This is a genomic window from Microbulbifer litoralis, from assembly GCF_023634065.1.
Classification (GTDB): Bacteria; Pseudomonadota; Gammaproteobacteria; order Pseudomonadales; family Cellvibrionaceae; genus Microbulbifer; species Microbulbifer litoralis.
In genome coordinates this window covers 153,392-170,599 of sequence record NZ_JALKCV010000012.1, presented here as the reverse complement: position 1 = coordinate 170,599, position 17,208 = coordinate 153,392, and the positions used below count along the sequence as shown (strand labels likewise).

Here is a 17,208-nt window from a genome sequence, read left to right as displayed (position 1 = left end):
GCAACAGGGGCGACCAATGCTATGCACATTTTGTGCGAAACTGGGAGCGCAGCGACCCGCACAAAATGTGCATAGCGTTGGGCGTCCCGCGGAGGCCCGAAGGGCCGGAGCATACTGCTTGCGTTTGTTAGGCAGGATGCCCTACGAATGCCAATTCACTTATTTTAACTAACGCGGACCACAGATGGGTACCTTTCAGATGCCCACTCATGACAGAGATCTGATAAAAATTGAGTTAACTCAGTTTCCGTGATTTCAGGTGGAACAAATATTCCGGCATTTCGGCGCTTGCCTTCAGAACCCTGGTAGAAAGTAGCCCAGCGATTTTGGCTTCTTTCAATCAGGACTTCCCTACCAAAAATATTGTATTTATATCTCTCCATGACTTTGGTCACTTGCCTAACGCCTTGGTCACCGGAAAATTAGGAGCGTAGCGAGTAATTTTTCCGTGTGCAGCAATTTGTTAGAAATCACGAACTGAATTCAGCCTCCAGCTCCTCTTTTAATCCATCAAGAGCTTCCTCTGGCTCAACACTTTTTACTAGTTCAGATATATTTACAGGAGGCTTAGCAAAAATTTCCTCAAAGGTAGATTTAAATGAATCAATCTTTCTAAACTCTCTAAAGACTGGCCAGTCTAAGTAGTCAGCCTCTTTGATCTGCCCATTATCTCCAATTCGCTTCATTAAGCTTTCGGCAGCATCAAAGTCCTCTTTTAATACGTTGACACACAGCTGAAAATGATCGGCACAAGATGACCAGTCTTCTTTGTCTAATATCTCATTAGCCTTGGTTTTATTGTTATCATGGTAATATGATTGTGCCCGATTTATAATTAAAATCCTTCTATTAGAGTCACTTGCATGTCTTTTGATAGTTTCAGTACCAAAATCAAGAATTTTTTGAGCTAGGGAGTATTGTCCTTCGTGTATCAGGCTGAATGAAACATTAATTAAGCTGCTATCCGCACCATCGAGTTCTTGAGGAAATAATTTTCGCCATAGAACTTGTGTAAGCTTCACTGCAATCTCATAAAGGCATTCAAACGAGGCATCAAGATACACCTTATCAGCAGTTAGGCGTACTCCAACCTTATCTTCTTCGGATAAAGAACAGTTATGCAATCTGCAATTGGCCATATATTGTGCTGAAATAACACCATCACAATGAACGAACAGATTTCTCCTTTCCGTTAACTCAATAAACGAGCTCCAAGATTCCAAACCTTTAGTTAGCGGAACATTACAAATCTTTTCTAACCATTTGAAATGCTCAGCGTGACTGTCTCGGAGAACAGACTCAACCTCTTTTTCTATTACGTGCTTAAAGGCAGCATCTACTGACCCGAGCTCCTTTAGCAAAGAAAAGGAAATATTTTTATCTCCAGAATTTAAAAGTTCTGGTTTTAACTCAAGTATTCTTTTGATAAGAGAGCCCAAAAAAGCATCATACTCACTTACATATGAAATCAAAAACTTGCTTGGGAGCATATCAGATGCGGTATTCGCTCTCTCATGCTTTTTCTCAAGACGAGACACCATTCTCTCGTTCTCAATTGATAACCTATACCTTTTAAACTCTTCGTTTTCTTCGATTATTTCACCGTGCTCTGTTAGGAATTTTGCCTTTTGAACACGAGTCATTCTTCTGGATATATACATCATCGCCATCAATAACGGCATAGTCTCATGCAGAGATTCAATTTTATGCAGAAAACCCAGAAGCACATCATGTAATGCTTTTTCTTCCACCATCACTTCCTTCCCGTAGTGGTTTTATTGTCATTTCTAACAGTTATATCGTGGTCCCCACGACCGATATCACCTCGAAACATATCCAAAGCTGAAATTAACGACAAGAATGTCTGCAGTCCCCCGTCACGTCAAGGCTTCCGCGATATTGGAACCATCGTATTATTTTTCGTAATCAATCCCGACGACTGATATCCCGGTTTCTCCGGGTTCGCCCAAAACATTGATTTCAAAAAAGTTTCAGGAGCTTTCCGGCATACCCCCAGGATATCGGTCGCCGGGGCCGAAATGTCAGCCCCTCTTTGGTCATTTTGCGGTTTCTGCATGATTTTTGATCAGGTGCAAGGGTCGCGGTAGGAATCACTGGAATGTATCGCGACTCTGGCAGGGCGTGGCACGCCCCGGGGTTGGGGGCGAGCTTTTCTCAAGTGATTTGCGGATTTTCACAGAACGGTCGAATGAGCCCATCGAAAATCAATAGCGCTCATACGATTCAATGGACTTCTCACCAACCCGATCGGATTTTCAACAACGATGCACCATCGCCTGAGATCTCACCGCCTCTCCAATCGGCACCGCCCCCGTATTGAGCTCCAGAATCCGCCGGCTGATACCCGGCTCATGAAGCAGTTCAACAAGCGTGCTGGCAACATCATCGCGGGCAATCTGGTCATGAAATTCCGCGGGCCCCAGTGAAACAGTACCCATACCGGGGTCATCCACCAGCAGCGATGGGCGCAGGATCAGCCAGTCCAGGTCGCTGCGGCTGACCATCACATCCGCGCCTTTCTTGACGGCGAAGTAGTACTCGACCTCGTCGCCCAGCGTCCTTTCCCGCCAGGATTCCGGGAGCACGGATACCAGGGCGAAGCGGCGGACGCCGGCGAGGTGGGCGGCGTCGATGGCCTTTTCCACGCCGTCGCCATCGATGGCTTTGGTGATTTCCCGCCGGCCGCCGTTCGAGCCCGCCGTGAAGACGACGGCGTCGGCATGGTTGAAGCCGTCGGCCAGTGCTTGTGGGGTCATGCTTGCGAGGTCTGAGACCTGTACGTCCACGCCTTGTTGCTGGAACTCGGCCTGCTGTTCTCGGCGGCGGACGAGGCCGCGGACCCGGTCGCCCCGTGCCTGCAGTTTGTGGGCCAGCAGGCGGCCGATGCCGCCTGTGATGCCGATGATAAAAACGTTCATTCCGGATACTCCTGCGTCTGGTTTGATCGTTTTCGGTAGGTAAAAGGGTGCCGTCACGCACTCGATGGAATACGGGCGATGACCTTGATCTCGAAGTCGAAGCCCGCCAGCCAGTTCACGCCCACGGCGGTCCAGTTGGTGTAGGGCGGCTCGCCGAAGATCTTCTCCCGCACCGCATCAAAGGCATTCCATTGCGCTTCCGGGTCGGTGTGGAAGGTGGTGACGTCCACGATGTCGTCGAAGGTGCAGTTGGCGGCTTTCAGTACGGCGGCGAGGTTGTCGAAGGCCAGTTGGACCTGCTGTTGGAAATCGGGCTCCGGTGAGCCGTCCTCGCGGCTGCCGACCTGGCCGGAGACAAACAGGAGATCGCCGGAGCGGATGGCCGCAGAGTAGCGGTTGATGTCGTAGAGCGCCTGCCGGCCGGCAGGGAAAATAGCGTCGCGCTTGGTCATGGTTTCAGTTCCGGTTGTTGGAGAAATGTTTCGAGAGGCCGGCCGCCCGATAGGGCGTGTCCGTCCTTCCACAGGCTCGGCATCCCTATTAAGATACGAACCGTATGTCAGTATATTCTGACATACGCTGTGTATGTCAATAGGCATACGCAACGTATTCTATTGATAGGGGAAGCAAAATGGCCGCGAAACGACGCGCCCAGATGGTGGAAGAGACCCGGGCCAAGCTGATCCAGGCGGCCCGCCAGGCCTTTGCGGCCAAGGGTTATGCGGCGTCATCCATGGATGACCTGACCGCCGAGGCCGGGCTGACGCGGGGCGCGCTCTACCACAACTTCGGCGACAAGAAGGGCCTGCTGCAGGCCGTGGTCGACCAGATGGACGCGGAAATGCTTGTCCGCATGCGCGCGGCGAGGGACAAGGCGGGCAACACCTGGCAGGGATTCATGGACGAGAGCATCGCCTACATGGAGATGGCCCTGGAGCCGGAAATCCAGCGCATCATGCTGTTGGACGGGCCGGCGGTGCTGGGGGATCCGTCGCAGTGGCCCAACCAGAACGCCTGCCTGCGCACGACCATGGAGACGATCCAGGGGCTGATCGACGAAGGCACGGTCCGGCCAGTGGACGCGGAGGCCGCCGCCCGGTTACTGAATGGCGCAGCGCTGAACGCCGCGCTCTGGATCGCGGCTGCGGACGAACCCCGCGCTGTATTCGAAAGGGTGGTGGATGTGTTCCGGTCCCTGGCCGAAGGGTTGCTGCGATCGGGGTCCCATTGAGCGGTGGCAGCGCGTTGCGGCTGGCCGCGGGTTCGACTTTGGAACCAGGGTGATTGCACGCACTTCCGCATCCGCCTGGGTGACGCAACCCGGTGCGTCTGTCCCTTGAAAATCTGTCCCCCGAAAAGGTGCACCATCTTTACGGTTCTTGACGTTTAACCTCCATGGCAATCGCAAATGCGAACCAGTAAGCTGTGTGGCATCACCATTGGTATGACCACAACCGTTGACTGGAGACACTTTGAAACCAGCTATTGCAGGGCGCATTGACCACTACCGACTCACGGGTATTGGCGCCGTATTACTGACCCTGGGCCTCCTCGCCGGCTGCGAGGCGGAGAGTGAGGTCGCCCCGAAACCAGAAATGGCCGTGGCCGAACCGGTAGTCATGGAGGCGGTGGCCTGGCAGCCGCGCACCGTGCGCATCGAGGCCGTCGGCACATCGCGGGCGGGCAAGAGTGTGACCCTCTATCCCGAAGTTAGCGGCGAGGTTGTGGCAGTTTCCTTCGAGGCCGGCGACAGGGTGAAGGCCGGCCAGACCATTGTGCAACTGGACGACCGCGACCAGCGCCTGGCCGTGGATATGGCGCGCGTGGCGCTGGAGGATGCCAGGCGGCTGTACGGCCGCTACGAGCGCACCAGGGATGCCGGCACCGTGACCGAGAATGCGCTGGACGATGCGCGCAGTGCGGTCGAGCGCGCGCGGCTCAGTCTGGAGCGGGCGCAGGTGGCGCTGGACCACCGCTCCATCGAGGCGCCGTTCGACGGTTACCTCGGCCTCGGCGACCTGGACCCCGGTGCCCAGGTAACGCCCTCCACGGCGATCACCACCATCGATGACCGCAGCACCCTGCTGGTCACTTTCCAGGTGCCGGAACTGTTTCTCGGCCAGATAGAGGAAGGGCAGTCGATTGACGTGGCCACCTGGGCCAACGGCAGCGCCAGGCACACCGGCGAGGTGACCGATATCGACAGCCGTGTCGATCCCCAGACCCGCACCTTTGCCGTGCGCGCGCAGGTGGATAACGGCGGGGATCTGCTGCGCCCGGGCATGAGTTTCCGCGTCACGCTGGGGCTGGTTTCCGGGCGCTATCCGCTGGTGCCGGAGGTGGCGCTGCAGTGGGGCAACGACGGCGCCTTTGTCTGGGCGGTGGAAGACAAAAGGGTCAGGCGCGTGCCGGCCACCGTGGTACAGCGCCTGCAGGGGGCCATCCTGGTGGATTCGGATCTGCCGGAGGGCATGTCGGTGGTGACCGAGGGCACCCAGCGCATGCGCGAGGGCCTGCCGGTCGCCAATATCACGGGGTTGTATGCCGATGAGTGACGACGCACAGAAAAGTGCCGCGGACGTCCATCGCAGCGACCTGGCGTCACTGGCCATCCGCCGGCCGGTGTTGGTTCTTGTTCTGAACCTGCTGATTGCGATTGCCGGTATTGCCGCGTTCAGCGCGGTGGAGGTGCGCGAGCTGCCGGATGTGGATGTGCCGATCGTATCGGTGCGCGGCGAAATGCCGGGCGCCTCGCCGGAGACCATGGACTCGGAGGTGACCAGCATCGTCGAGGGCGCGGTGGCGCGGGTGTCCGGCATCAAGCATATCGAATCCTCCAGTGAGGAAAACAATTTCCGCATCCATATCGAGTTCAATTCGAGTATCGATCTGGACACGGCCGCGTCCGATGTGCGCGAAGCGGTCAGCCAGGCCCAGCGCGACCTGCCGGACGATGTGGAGCAACTGACGGTGGTCAAGGCCGCGGACCAGCCGGAGCCTGTCATCTACCTGGCCGTCACCAGCGACGAGCAGCGCGACGAGGAGCTGACCCACACGATCGAGAAAGACATTATTCCCGCGTTGATCTCGATTCCCGGCGTCGCCGACGTGCCCATTTTCGGCCAGCGCCAGCGGGTGCTGCGCGTGGTGCTGGACCCGCTGCGCCTGACGAGTTTCGGCCTGTCCGTCAGCGATGTGGCCGACGTGCTCGAGGAGGCGCCGCTGGATGTGCCGTCCGGCAGTTTTCAGTCGGTGGACCAGCAGTTGCTGGTGCGCGCCGATGCGTCCACGGTCACCGAGGAGCAGGTGCGGGATGTGATCATCAGCGGCGACGTGCGCATCGGCGATGTCGCGCACGTGTCCTTCGGCCCCGAGGATGTGCAGTCGCTGGTGTACCTGAACGACCGGCCGGTGATCGGCCTGGGCGTGGTGCGCCAGGCGCAGAGCAACACCATCGAGATCAGCGACGGCGTGCGCCGCGCGGTGGACAGCCTCAACCGACGTTTCGACAATCTCACGATCACCGTCACCGAGGACCGCGCCGTGTTTATTCGCGGTTCGGTGAAGGAAGTGGTTACCAGCCTGTGTTACACGGTGCTGATCGTGATTGCGGCCATCTGGCTGTTTTTCGGCAACCTGCGCACGACGCTGGTGCCCAGCACGGCAATTCCGATCGCGCTGGTGGGCACGCTGGCGGGCATCTGGATGATGGGTTTTTCCATCAATATTCTCACGCTGCTGGCGATCGTGCTGGCCACCGGCCTGGTGGTGGATGATGCAATCGTGGTGCTGGAGAATATCCAACGCCTGCGCGGCCAGGGCATGGGCGCGCGCGCCGCCGCAGTGCTCGGCACGCGCCAGGTGATTTTTGCGGTGCTGGCCACCACCGCGGTGCTGGTCAGTGTGTTTATTCCCATCGCACTGCTGCCGAGCACCGCCGGGCGCATGTTCCGCGAATTCGGCCTGGTGCTGGCCACGGCGGTGGCGCTGTCCTCGATCGTGGCGCTGACGCTGGTGCCGATGCTCACCGCCAGAATCACCCGGGACGACCGCGATGCAGGCGGGAACCGGTTGTACGAACGCCTGGCCGGAATCGGCGCGCGCATCGGCGCCGGTTACCGGCGCAGCCTGGTGGCCTGCCTGCGTCACGGCTGGTTGAGTTTTGCCGTGGCACTGCTGCTGGCGGTGGGGGCCGGTTTCCTCTACCAGGGGCTGGGCAAGGAACTGCTGCCGTCGGAGGACCGCGGCGTGATCCGCGTGGATGCCACCGGCCCCGACGGCGTGGGCCAGAACTATATCGGTCGCCAGGCCGAGCATATTGAAAATGTCGTGCGGCCGCTGGTGGCGCGCGGCGATGCCACCGATATCCAGACCGAGGTCGGCCGCTACGACCCGAACCGGGCCCGCGTCACGCTGCCGCTGGCGGACTGGGAAGACCGCTCCGTGTCGCAGCAGGCGCTGACGGAGGAAATCCTCGCCCCGCTGGAGGAAATCCCCGGCGCGCGCATCCGCGTCAGCAGCCCCAACAGCCTGTCCCTGCGCGGCGGCGGTGGCGGTATCGAGGTGGCGCTGGTGGGCAACGATTATCCCCGCATTTACCACGCCGCCCGGCAGATGAAGCGCGCGATCGAGGACCGGCTGCCGCACCTGGGCCAGCCGGATATCAGCTACCGGCCCACGCAGCCGCAGCTGTCGATCGAGATCGACCGCCGACGCGCGGCGGACCTGGGTGTGCCGTTGGAGAATATTGCCACCACGCTGCGCGCGGTGGTCGACGGCCTGGATGTGGTGGACCTGAATGTGGGCGACGAGGCGGTGCCGGTGATGCTGGAGGCCGCCAATACCACCGTCTCCTCGCCGGAAGACCTGGTCAATCTCTACGTGAAAAGCGATCGCGGCGATCTGCTGCCGCTGTCGAGCATGGTCACGCTGCGCGAGGAAAGTGTCGCCGCCGAACTGGACCGCCACGGCCAGCGCCGCGCGATCGAAATCGACGCGGGCCTGGAGCCCGGCTATCCGCTGGCCAGCGCCGTCGACGAACTGCGCAACCTGGCCGATGAAATATTGCCGAACGATATCGGCATCGTGTTCCTGGGCGAGGCGGACACATTGGAGGAAAGTTCGCGCGAAGTGGCCATGACCTACGCCATCGCCGCGCTGGTGGTGTTCCTGGTGCTGTGCGCGCAGTTCGAGGGTATCAGCAGTGCCGTGATTGTGATGACCACCGTGCCCTTCGGCCTGGCGGCGGCGGTCTACGCGCTGTTTTTTACCGGCACCACGGTCAACATTTTCTCGCAGATCGGGCTGGTGATGCTGATCGGGCTGATGGCCAAGAACGGCATCCTGCTGGTGGAGTTCGCCGACCAGCTGCGCGACCGCGGCCACAGCGTCTACGACGCCGTCACCGAAGCGGCACAGGTGCGCCTGCGACCGATTGCCATGACCATGCTCTCCACCGTGCTCGGCGGCCTGCCACTGATCCTCAGCAGCGGCCCCGGCGCCGAAGCCCGCGCCGCCATCGGCTGGGTCATGTTCGGCGGCCTCGGCCTGGCCGCGCTGTTTACCCTCTACCTGACACCGGTGGTTTATCTGGGCCTCGGAGGCTTCCACAAGCCCCGCTCGGTCGAGAGCGGCAAGCTCGAGGAGGAATTGCAGGCAGCAGTGGGGTAGGAGCCGTCGTCATACCGGCGAAAGCCGGTATCCAGTATCGCGGCCCCGTTCCCTGGATACCGGATCAGGTCCGGCATGACGACGAGAGGTGTTGTAGGGTGCGCCGTGCGCACCGGAAAGTCTGCCGCGCATAAAAAAGCCCCTGCAAGCAGGGGCATACGCGAGCAGAAGAAATTATTGATCTACCACCAGGTGTAGTAGAGAGCCACCAGTATCAGCACGATACAGAGCGCGGAGATATTGAAGCCGCTGCTGGTGGAGTAATCCACCTCGCCGACGTGAATCGCCTTCGGGCTTTTTTCCTTGCCGGCCACCAGCATGCCGAGCAGCAGGCAGGCCACGAATATCAAACCCACCCGGTCCATAAACGGCAGTTCCGGCCAGAATATCCGCGCCAGCACTGACAGCGCCACGGAACCGATGCCCGCTACCAGCGCCGACATGGCGTCGGCTTTTTTGTAGAAGAAACCGAGCAGGAAGATGGCCACCACACCGGGGGTGAAGAAGCCGGTGAACTCCTGGATATACTGAAATGCCTGGTCCATCTCGCCCAGCAGCGGCTGGGCGATCACCATCGCCACCACCATGGCCGTCAGCGCGGCCAGCCGGCCCACCAGTACCAGGTGTTTCTGTGAAAGCTCTCCCCCGCGCAGTTGCCGGTAGATATCCATGGTGAAAATGGTGGAGACACTGTTGGCCATGGAACTCAGCGATGAGGCGATGGCGGCCACCAGTGCGGCAAAGGTCAGCCCCAGCAGTCCGGCGGGAACCAGTTTCATCAGTTCCGGGTAGGCCTGGTCCGGTTTTTCCAGGTCGGGGACCAGCACCAGCGCGGCGATGCCCGGCAGTACCACCAGCAGCGGCATCAACAGTTTCAGGTAGGCGGCCAGGGCGATGCCTTTCTGCGCCTCGCGCAGGCTTTTCGCGGCCAGCGTGCGCTGGGTGATGTACTGGTTGAAGCCCCAGTAGGACAGGTTGATGACCCACAGGCCGCCGACCAGCACCGAGATGCCGGGCAGGCTGGCATAGTCTTCGTTGTCCGGTTCCAGGATCATGTCGAAACTCTGCGGCACCTGCTCGAGCAGGATACCGAAGCCGGTAATCGGTCCCCGACCGTCGGCGATGGCGTCCAGCGCCAGGTAGCTTACCAGCATGCCGCCGAACAGCAGCAGTACCACCTGGATGATGTCGGTAAAGGCCACTGCCTTGAGGCCGCCGTACAGGGAGTAGGCGGCGGAGAACAGCGCCAGGAACAGCATGCCGTAGAACATCTCCACGCCGGTGATGGTCTTGATCGCCAGCGCGCCCAGGTAGAGCACGGCGGTCAGGTTGACGAAGGTGTAGACCGCCAGCCAGAAAAAGGCCATCACCATCTGCACCCGGTGGTCGAAGCGCTGCTCCAGGAACTGGGGCATGGTGTAGATTTTCTTTTCCAGGAAGGTGGGCAGGAAATACTTGCCGATGACGATCAGCGTGATCGCCGCCATCCATTCATAGGAGGCGATGGCGAGACCGATGGCATAGCCGGAGCCGGTCATGCCGATAATCTGCTCCGCAGAGATATTGGACGCAATCAGCGAAGTGCCGATGGCCCACCAGGGCAGCGAATTACTGGCCAGGAAATAGTCGGAAGTATCGCGCTGGTGGCCGGCTTTTTCCCGGGAGATCCACCAGGCAAAACCGAGCAGCAGTATGCAGTAGCTGGCGAATACCGCCAGGTCCAGAGTCGTCATCGCCATGAGTTACCTCGTTATTATTGAATTGGCCCGATTTTTTAACGTTTATCCGTCGCTGTGCAGCTCCGCGAATTTTTCCATATAGGCCCCGGCCAGTTTGGAGACATCATCGACCGCGCGCCCGGGTTTGTAGAGGTCGCCGCCGATGCCGAATCCTTCGATTCCGGCGCGGAAAAATTCCGCCATGTTGTCCAGGTTGATGCCGCCCACTGCCAGCAGGCGAATGTGCCGGGGCAGAACGGCTTTCAGGTTCTTGACATAATCGGGCCCCTGGCTGGCGGCGGGGAAGAGTTTCAGGAAGCTGGCGCCGGCGGCGATGGCCGAAAAGGCCTCGGTGGGGCTCAGTACGCCGGGCATGGATACCATGCCGCGCTTGAGGCTGCTGCGAATCACCAGTGGATCGCAGTTGGGGGAGACGATCAGTTGCGCACCGACGGCCGCCAGTTCTTCCACCTGCTGTTCGCCGGTTACGGTACCGGCGCCGCAGCAGGCGCGATCGCCGAAGTGTTCCACCAGTCGGGCAATACTCTCCAGTGGCTGCGGGGAGTTGAGTGGCACCTCGATATAGCGGAAGCCGCCCCGGTAAACCGCCTCGGCCACCGGAATGATTTCTTCCGGGGTGACGCCGCGCAGGATGGCGACCATCGGCGGGTAGGTTGCTATCGGTTGTTCAGTCATTGCTGTTACTCCGCAGGTAGAGTTGCCACAGGCCTTTCAATGCCAGTTCGGCGCCGTCGTGCCGGTGGCTCTCGATATCTTCGCCGGCCAGTGCCCGTTGGTACAGGTCGGTGATACGCCGGTCGCCGATCAGGTGTACTCCGGCAACGCTATCCAGGGCGTCGCGCTGTGCGCGAATCTCGGCGCCGATCAGCAGGCCGGAAAGGTAGGCGGCGGAGTGTTGGGGGAGGAGGCGTTGGTCGAGCACTCTTGTGCGCGCGGTGAAAAGGTCGACACTGAGGTTGTCGTCCGCGGCGGCGCGTCCCGCGGCAAAGGCCTCGACGGAAAATTCCTGTTCTCCCTGCACCAGCACGCTGTGCTTGCCCAGCAGTGCGTATAGCTCGCCGGTCATGGCGGTGCGGAAGCCCTGCACGCGGCCCTGTTTGATTTCGACCCATTTGCTGTGGGTGCCGGGCAGGCACAGCCAGCTGGATCCAAGTTCCGCCTCGCTCGCCTGCGCCAGCCAGCCGGCGATCTGTGTCTCCTCGCCGCGCATGACTTCCAGTTCGCCTCGCCCGTTGCGAGCGCAGAGACCGGGTACGATGGAGGCATTCAGTTCCGCGCTGTCCAGCCGCGCCAGGGCGTCGGCCAGCTGCTGTGGATCCACCGGGCAGCGGTGGTAGGGGACTTCCTGCAGGCCGATGGTGGAGCCGGCCATACCGCAGATAATGACCGGCAGTAAGCGTGCATTTTCCGGCAGCGCGGCAATTTCCCCGCACAGGTAGGGCAGCAGTTGCTCCCGCGGCATCTGCGCCACACCGCGATCGGAATGGCTTTGCTGCTGCACATTGCCCGCCGCATCAAGCACCGACAGGCGAAAACTGCTGGTGCCCCAGTCCACCGCCAGCAGGCCGCCGCTGTTTCCAGTTATCGCGGACATCAGTGGGACTCCCGGGAAACTTCATCGCCGGAGCCTCCCACCAGGAAATCCAGGTCGGCGCCCCGGTCGGCCTGCAGCACTGTATCGATATAGAGCCTGGCGTAACCGCGCTGATAGGGGGATTCCGGTTTGTTGGCCTGCCATTCCGCGAGCCGCGCGTGCAGTTCCCCGTCGGGGATCTTCAGGTTCAGGCTGCGCGCCTCGCCGTCGAATTCGATCAGGTCGCCGTTGCGCACTACCGCCAGCGGTCCGCCGGCCTGGGCCTCCGGTGCCACGTGCAGGATCACCGAGCCGAAGGCGGTGCCGCTCATGCGCGCATCGGAAATGCGCAGCATATCCTTGACGCCTTTTTCCAGCAGTTTTTTCGGCAGCGCCATATTGCCGACTTCCGGCATACCCGGATAGCCCTTGGGGCCGCAGCCCTTGAGCACCATGATGCAGTGTTCGTCGATATCCAGTTCCGGCAGGTCCTTGCGTGCGTGGTAGTCCTCGATATTCTCGAACACCACCGCGCGCCCGGTGTGCTTGAGCAGTTCCGGGCTGGCCGCGTTGGGTTTGATGATGGCGCCCTGGGGGCAGAGGTTGCCGCGCAGTACCCAGATGCCGGAGTTGTCGCGCACCGGGTTGTCCAGGTCGCGGATCACTTCGTCGTTGTAGCACTCCGCGGGCTCGATCTGTTCGCCCAGGGTCTTGCCGCTGACGGTGGCGGCGTCGAGTGCCAGGTGCGGGGCGATCTTTTTCATCACCGCCGGCAGGCCGCCGGCGTAGTGGTAGTCTTCCATCAGGAAACGGCCGGACGGCATCAGGTCGGCGATCAGTGGCAGGTCGCGGCTGTAGCGGTCGAAGTCCTCCAGTTCCAGCGCGATTTCCAGGCGCCCGGCCAGCGCCAGCAGGTGCATGACCGAATTGGTGGAGCCGCCCAGCGCGGCGTTGACCTTGATAGCGTTGATCAGGGAATCCCGGCTGACGATATCCTTGAGACGGATATCCTCTTCCACCAAGCGCACTATCGCGCGACCGCTCATATGCGCCATCGCCTGGCGGCGGGCATCCACCGCCGGCAGCGAGCCGTTGTACGGCAGGCACAGGCCCATGGCCTCGGTCAGGTTGGAAACCGTGGACGCGGTGCCCATGGTCATGCACACACCGCGGGAACGGGACATGGCCCCCTCGGCGGCGATAAAGTCTTCCTGGCTCATTTCGCCGGCGCGCACCGCCTCGGAGAATTTCCACACATCGGTGCCGGAGCCGATATCGCGGCCGCGGAACTTGCCGTTCAGCATGGCCCCGGAGGAGACCACCAGGGTCGGCAGGTTGACGCTGGCCGCGCCCATCAACTGCCCCGGCGTGGTTTTGTCGCAACCGCCCAGCAGCACCACGCCGTCGATGGGATTGCCGCGGATGGATTCCTCCACGTCCATTGCCAGCAGGTTGCGGAACAGCATGGCGGTGGGGCGCATCTGGGTTTCACCGAGGCTGGTGACCGGGAATTCCAGCGGCACGCCGCCGGCCTCCCAGATGCCGCGCTTGACGTATTCTGCCAGCTCGCGCAGGCCGGAGTTGCAGGGGGTGATTTCAGACCAGGTATTGCAGAGGCCGATGATCGGGCGGCCGTCGAAGCAGTGGTCGGGGTAGCCCTGGGCCTTCATCCAGGAGCGGTGAATGAAACCGTCTTTGTCCTGCTTGCCGTAGCTCAGCTGGCTGCGGCGCTGTCTGTTTTTGGAGGGATCGTTTTTCTTCATGAATCAGGCTCGACTGCGACGGGTTTTCCGCGCGGTTTCTCGTTTTGTATTTTTTATATGATAAATATGTCTTATTGGCATGGCAAGCATCGACAGGCCCGCAGCCTCCCGTTTGCGGGGGCACCGGCCGCCGGCGACCGCAACCGGAGAAGTAGTCGCCTCGGGGGGAGTATCGCTATATGATTCGCCCTATTGAAAGACCCCACTGACGAGGACCGAGGAAAGGCTGTATGGAAGTAAACGCCAACCGCAATCTCACCCAGCAGGTGGCACATACGCTGGGAATGGGAATACTGCAGGGCAAATACTCGCCGGGTAAAGCCCTGCCGTCGGAGGCGGAGCTGTCGGAGATGTTCAATGTTTCCCGCAGTGCCACCCGCGAGGCGGTCAAGACGCTCGCTGCCAAGGGGTTGTTGTCTTCGCGACCACGCCAGGGGATCCGTGTCCTGCCGGATACCCAGTGGAACCTGTTCGATACCGATGTGCTCGGCTGGATTCTCGCCAGCCGCCCGAGCCTGGAGCTGTTGCGGGATTTCATCCAGATGCGCCTGGCCATCGAGCCGGAGGCGGCCGCCCTGGCCGCCGGCCATTCCGGTTCCCCCGAGGTTGCGCTGATCGGCGAAGCGCTGCAGCGCATGGCGGATGCGGAAGATGGCCTGGACGATCCGCTGGAATCCGATATCGCCTTTCACGGGGCCATCCTGTTGGCCAGTAAAAACCGTTTTTTCGTCCAGTTGCGCCCGTTCAGCGCCACCGCGCTGCGCGCGAGTATCCGCCACACCAATAAATTGAAGGGGGTGGCCATGGCCAGCGTCACGGAGCATACCAGGGTGTACGACGCGATCCGCAAGGGCAGGGCGAAGCAGGCGCGCTCGCTGATGCGCGGCCTGGTGGAGGAGGCGCTTGCGCTGATCGAAAACAGGATTGCCTCGAGCGCCTGATCCCTCCGGCATAATCGGGCCCGCCAGAAAACCGGCGGGAGTCGTTCCGCCGGTTTTTTTCCGCCCGCCGCAAACAAACACCGTTCAGTTGGTTACCAGTGCGGTTTCCGCGCCTGCCAGTTGTGGTGCGTTCGCACTCAGGTGCACGCTTTCCAGATCGCTGCCCAGGCGGACCAGGGCACTGGCGACACCGTCTTCGCTGTCGAGGCTGGCGGGCGATACCAGTGTCGCGTCTCCCGATACCTTGAAGTCGATTGCAGTCCCGTTGATGTGAGTGCGGTTGCCGTCTCTGTCGAGCAGCCGCGCGTGCACAAACAGCAGATCCTTTTCGCCCGCCACCGGTGCCTCACCGGCCGTGTCCACTTCCAGTTCGATCTGTGTCGCTTCGCCTGCGGTTACCAGTTGATGCCTCGCCACTTCCTCGCCGCCGGCAAAAGCCACGGCTTCCAGGGTCCCGGGGGCAAATTCGCCCAGGTCGAAACGGAAGGGCGGGTGTTTGAGGTTGGTGAAGCGTGAGTTGGGTGCGGTGCGTTCGAGCGGCTTGCCGTTCAGTCGTATCTCCACTTCGTCGGCGTTGCTGAATACATAGAAAGCGGGGCTGGAACCCGGTTGCCAGTGACTGGCGATATGCACCATATAGCCGCCGGCCAGCGGCCCGGCGAAATCGTCGGCATCGCGCTGGCTCTGGTAGAAGTAATAACTGAATTTCGGCAGCCGCTCGAGGCTCATCAGCCCCGAGGCCTCCAGGTCGTCGGCGTAGCCGCGGTTGTAGTCGAACATCACCCAGTAGCCGTCGGCGAAGGCGGGGGTATTGAAGTTGTCGTCGTGGGCTTCCATGACGTTCAGGGCCTGCTGTTGCAGGCGCTTCTCGCCGTCGCCGAGTAGCTGGCGGCTGGAGCGGTCCGCCTGCAGCAGGTCGCCCCAGCTGTCCTGGTTCAGGCCGGCGTTCATGGCGTAGTACTCCCAGTCGCCGTATTCGGAAACGATATAGGGCTTGTCGGGCTCCTCGTAATGTTCCAGCCGGTGCTGGCGCGCCTGCAGGTAGATATCGTAACCGTAGGGCATCCAGCCGGCGGACCAGACATTGTCGCCGGGGAATTCCTCGTGCACGGCGGTGTGCAACCGGTCGATAAACGGCTTCGGCATCGCCGACTCGTTCAGGGAGCACTCCCAGGCCAGCACCGACGGGTGGTTGCGGTCGCGGCGCACCAGGTCGCGGCAGGTCTGCACCACATGGTCCCGGAACTCGGGCGTATCGTTGAAATACTGCCAGCCGAGAATCGCATCCAGCAGCACCAGCCCCAGTTCATCGGCGGCGCGCATAAAGGCTTTCGAGTGCGGGTAGTGGGACAGGCGCACATAGTCGAAGCCGGCCGCCTTGATCCGCGCTGCGTCCCGGTACTGGGCGGCGTCGGACAGGGCGTAGCCCACATACGGATATTCCTGGTGGCGGTTGACGCCGCGCAGGAAGGTTTTCTCGCCGTTGATATAGAGTTCGCCATCGCGCAGGCGGAACTCGCGGATACCGATGCGGGTGTTTTCCTCATCCATCAGTTGCCCGCCGGCGAGCACCCGGGTCTGCAGCCGGTAGAGATTCGGCGAGGACGGCGACCAGAGTTTCGGTTGCGCGACGGCAAAGGTCTGCCAGTCGGTGACCGTCTGCTCCCCGGCACCGCTCCATTGCTGCTCGGAGCGGGCCACGACATCGTCGCCGTCCAACAGCCGGTGCTCCACGCGCAGCGATTGCACGCCGTCGCCGTTGTCGAGGTGCGTCTGCACCTGGATCTGTGCCGCCTCGCGGGAAACCTGCGGGTAGCGCACGAAAATACCGCCGGAGGCGACTTCGCCGGCGTTGACCGGGTCGGTGATATGCAGTGGGTTTTCCGCGCGCAGCCAGACGTTACGGTAGAGGCCGCCGTACATATTGAAGTCCAGCGTCGCCATCGGCTTGGGGCCGGTGACGGGGTTGTCGCGGTTGTCCAGGCGCACCAGCAGCTGGTTGTCGCCTGCCTGCAGGTGATCGGTCAGGTCCAGGCTGAAGGGCAGGTAGCCACCCAGGTGGCTGCCGATCTTTTCCCCGTTCAGCCAGATCCCGGCGGCGTTCATGGCGCCCTCGAAATCGATATAAACCCGCTTGCCATCCCATTCACTGCGATAGGGCAGGTCGCGCCGGTACCAGGCGTCGCCCTGCCACTGGTCGTTGACGATGCGCGGCTCGATGCGCGGGGTGTGGGGCAGGCTGATGGATTGCCAGTCGCCGGACTGCAGCGCCTGCTCCCGGGTCAGGGGTTTGTCCGAGCGGATAAATTGCCAGTCGCGGTTCAGTTTCTGCCGCTGGCCGACGGCCTGGATATTTTCACTGGTCTCCTCACCTGCGCCTGCCCCCGCGCCTGTCGCTACCGCTTCCGGTCCGGACTGGCCGCAGGCGGCCAGGAACAGCATGCCGGCGAGCGCGCCGCCTTTCAGTGTGTAATGCTTCATTTTTTTCTCTCAATATTATTGTCGCTACGGTATGGATATCCCGGTCGACCCAGGTTTCGGGGTTGCCCGCAACCGACTCTTGCGCGGGCGTGTTCCTAATGT

13 protein-coding genes are annotated in these 17,208 nt (G+C 61.0%); 4 read left to right on the top strand and 9 right to left on the bottom strand.

Annotated elements, in window-relative coordinates; all coding sequences use genetic code 11:
* Positions 1-164: 164 nt before the first annotated feature.
* From MWN76_RS21315 to MWN76_RS16695, 4 genes are all read right to left on the bottom strand, one after another.
* Positions 165-383: a DUF7661 family protein gene (locus MWN76_RS21315; protein WP_425606628.1), complete on the bottom strand. Its 219-nt coding sequence runs from the start codon at positions 381-383 to the stop codon at positions 165-167.
* Between the two features lie 87 nt (positions 384-470).
* Entirely contained in the window at positions 471-1,754 is a 1,284-nt protein-coding gene (locus tag MWN76_RS16705; RefSeq protein WP_250463386.1) for a hypothetical protein, read from the bottom strand.
* Between the two features lie 522 nt (positions 1,755-2,276).
* Positions 2,277-2,939, bottom strand: coding sequence for an NAD(P)H-binding protein (locus tag MWN76_RS16700; RefSeq protein ID WP_250463384.1), 663 nt, complete (start codon positions 2,937-2,939; stop codon positions 2,277-2,279).
* Positions 2,940-2,992: 53 nt separating this feature from the next.
* Positions 2,993-3,391: a RidA family protein gene (locus tag MWN76_RS16695; protein WP_250463382.1), complete on the bottom strand. Its 399-nt coding sequence runs from the start codon at positions 3,389-3,391 to the stop codon at positions 2,993-2,995.
* A gap of 179 nt (positions 3,392-3,570) precedes the next feature.
* Between MWN76_RS16695 and MWN76_RS16690 the strand changes: the two genes are divergently transcribed.
* From MWN76_RS16690 to MWN76_RS16680, 3 genes are all read left to right on the top strand, one after another.
* A complete protein-coding gene (locus MWN76_RS16690) occupies positions 3,571-4,170 on the top strand; it encodes a TetR/AcrR family transcriptional regulator (protein WP_250463380.1) in 600 nt (199 codons plus the stop codon).
* Between the two features lie 241 nt (positions 4,171-4,411).
* On the top strand, positions 4,412-5,494 hold the full coding sequence (locus MWN76_RS16685; RefSeq protein ID WP_250463378.1) for an efflux RND transporter periplasmic adaptor subunit: 1,083 nt from the start codon (positions 4,412-4,414) through the stop codon (positions 5,492-5,494).
* On the top strand, positions 5,487-8,609 hold the full coding sequence (locus tag MWN76_RS16680) for an efflux RND transporter permease subunit (RefSeq protein WP_250463375.1): 3,123 nt from the start codon (positions 5,487-5,489) through the stop codon (positions 8,607-8,609). The genes MWN76_RS16685 and MWN76_RS16680 overlap by 8 nt, the downstream gene beginning before the upstream one ends.
* A gap of 182 nt (positions 8,610-8,791) precedes the next feature.
* On the opposite strand, the gene MWN76_RS16675 is transcribed toward MWN76_RS16680, so the two are convergent.
* From MWN76_RS16675 to MWN76_RS16660, 4 genes are read right to left on the bottom strand one after another with little or no spacing between them, the layout of a single operon-like run.
* Complete coding sequence (locus tag MWN76_RS16675; protein ID WP_250463373.1) at positions 8,792-10,348, bottom strand: sodium/sugar symporter; 1,557 nt, start codon at positions 10,346-10,348, stop codon at positions 8,792-8,794.
* A 42-nt stretch (positions 10,349-10,390) separates the two neighbouring features.
* Positions 10,391-11,023, bottom strand: coding sequence for a 2-dehydro-3-deoxy-6-phosphogalactonate aldolase (locus tag MWN76_RS16670; RefSeq protein WP_250463371.1), 633 nt, complete (start codon positions 11,021-11,023; stop codon positions 10,391-10,393).
* The gene (locus tag MWN76_RS16665; protein ID WP_250463369.1) at positions 11,016-11,942 is read right to left on the bottom strand and encodes a 2-dehydro-3-deoxygalactonokinase; all 927 of its coding nucleotides are present in this window, start codon (positions 11,940-11,942) and stop codon (positions 11,016-11,018) included. Before MWN76_RS16665 ends, MWN76_RS16670 begins: the two co-directional genes overlap by 8 nt.
* Entirely contained in the window at positions 11,942-13,684 is a 1,743-nt protein-coding gene (locus MWN76_RS16660; RefSeq protein WP_250463367.1) for an IlvD/Edd family dehydratase, read from the bottom strand. Before MWN76_RS16660 ends, MWN76_RS16665 begins: the two co-directional genes overlap by 1 nt.
* Positions 13,685-13,914: 230 nt before the next feature.
* Here MWN76_RS16660 and MWN76_RS16655 point away from each other — a divergent pair, with 230 nt between their 5' ends.
* Positions 13,915-14,625: a FadR/GntR family transcriptional regulator gene (locus MWN76_RS16655; RefSeq protein ID WP_250463366.1), complete on the top strand. Its 711-nt coding sequence runs from the start codon at positions 13,915-13,917 to the stop codon at positions 14,623-14,625.
* Between the two features lie 84 nt (positions 14,626-14,709).
* On the opposite strand, the gene MWN76_RS16650 is transcribed toward MWN76_RS16655, so the two are convergent.
* Positions 14,710-17,106 carry a glycoside hydrolase family 2 TIM barrel-domain containing protein gene (locus MWN76_RS16650; protein ID WP_250463364.1) on the bottom strand — a complete coding sequence of 799 codons (2,397 nt, stop codon included), beginning with the start codon at positions 17,104-17,106 and terminating at the stop codon, positions 14,710-14,712.
* Positions 17,107-17,208 lie beyond the last annotated feature (102 nt).

Bases quoted from the DNA above. Each gene is read 5' to 3' on its own strand.
- MWN76_RS21315 (WP_425606628.1), bottom strand. From the start codon at position 383: ATGGAGAGATATAAATACAATATTTTTGGTAGGGAAGTCCTGATTGAA.
- MWN76_RS16705 (WP_250463386.1), bottom strand. From the start codon at position 1,754: ATGGTGGAAGAAAAAGCATTACATGATGTGCTTCTGGGTTTTCTGCAT.
- MWN76_RS16670 (WP_250463371.1), bottom strand. From the start codon at position 11,023: ATGACTGAACAACCGATAGCAACCTACCCGCCGATGGTCGCCATCCTG.
- MWN76_RS16675 (WP_250463373.1), bottom strand. From the start codon at position 10,348: ATGGCGATGACGACTCTGGACCTGGCGGTATTCGCCAGCTACTGCATA.
- MWN76_RS16660 (WP_250463367.1), bottom strand. From the start codon at position 13,684: ATGAAGAAAAACGATCCCTCCAAAAACAGACAGCGCCGCAGCCAGCTG.
- MWN76_RS16700 (WP_250463384.1), bottom strand. From the start codon at position 2,939: ATGAACGTTTTTATCATCGGCATCACAGGCGGCATCGGCCGCCTGCTG.
- MWN76_RS16650 (WP_250463364.1), bottom strand. From the start codon at position 17,106: ATGAAGCATTACACACTGAAAGGCGGCGCGCTCGCCGGCATGCTGTTC.
- MWN76_RS16690 (WP_250463380.1), top strand. From the start codon at position 3,571: ATGGCCGCGAAACGACGCGCCCAGATGGTGGAAGAGACCCGGGCCAAG.
- MWN76_RS16680 (WP_250463375.1), top strand. From the start codon at position 5,487: ATGAGTGACGACGCACAGAAAAGTGCCGCGGACGTCCATCGCAGCGAC.
- MWN76_RS16655 (WP_250463366.1), top strand. From the start codon at position 13,915: ATGGAAGTAAACGCCAACCGCAATCTCACCCAGCAGGTGGCACATACG.
- MWN76_RS16665 (WP_250463369.1), bottom strand. From the start codon at position 11,942: ATGTCCGCGATAACTGGAAACAGCGGCGGCCTGCTGGCGGTGGACTGG.
- MWN76_RS16695 (WP_250463382.1), bottom strand. From the start codon at position 3,391: ATGACCAAGCGCGACGCTATTTTCCCTGCCGGCCGGCAGGCGCTCTAC.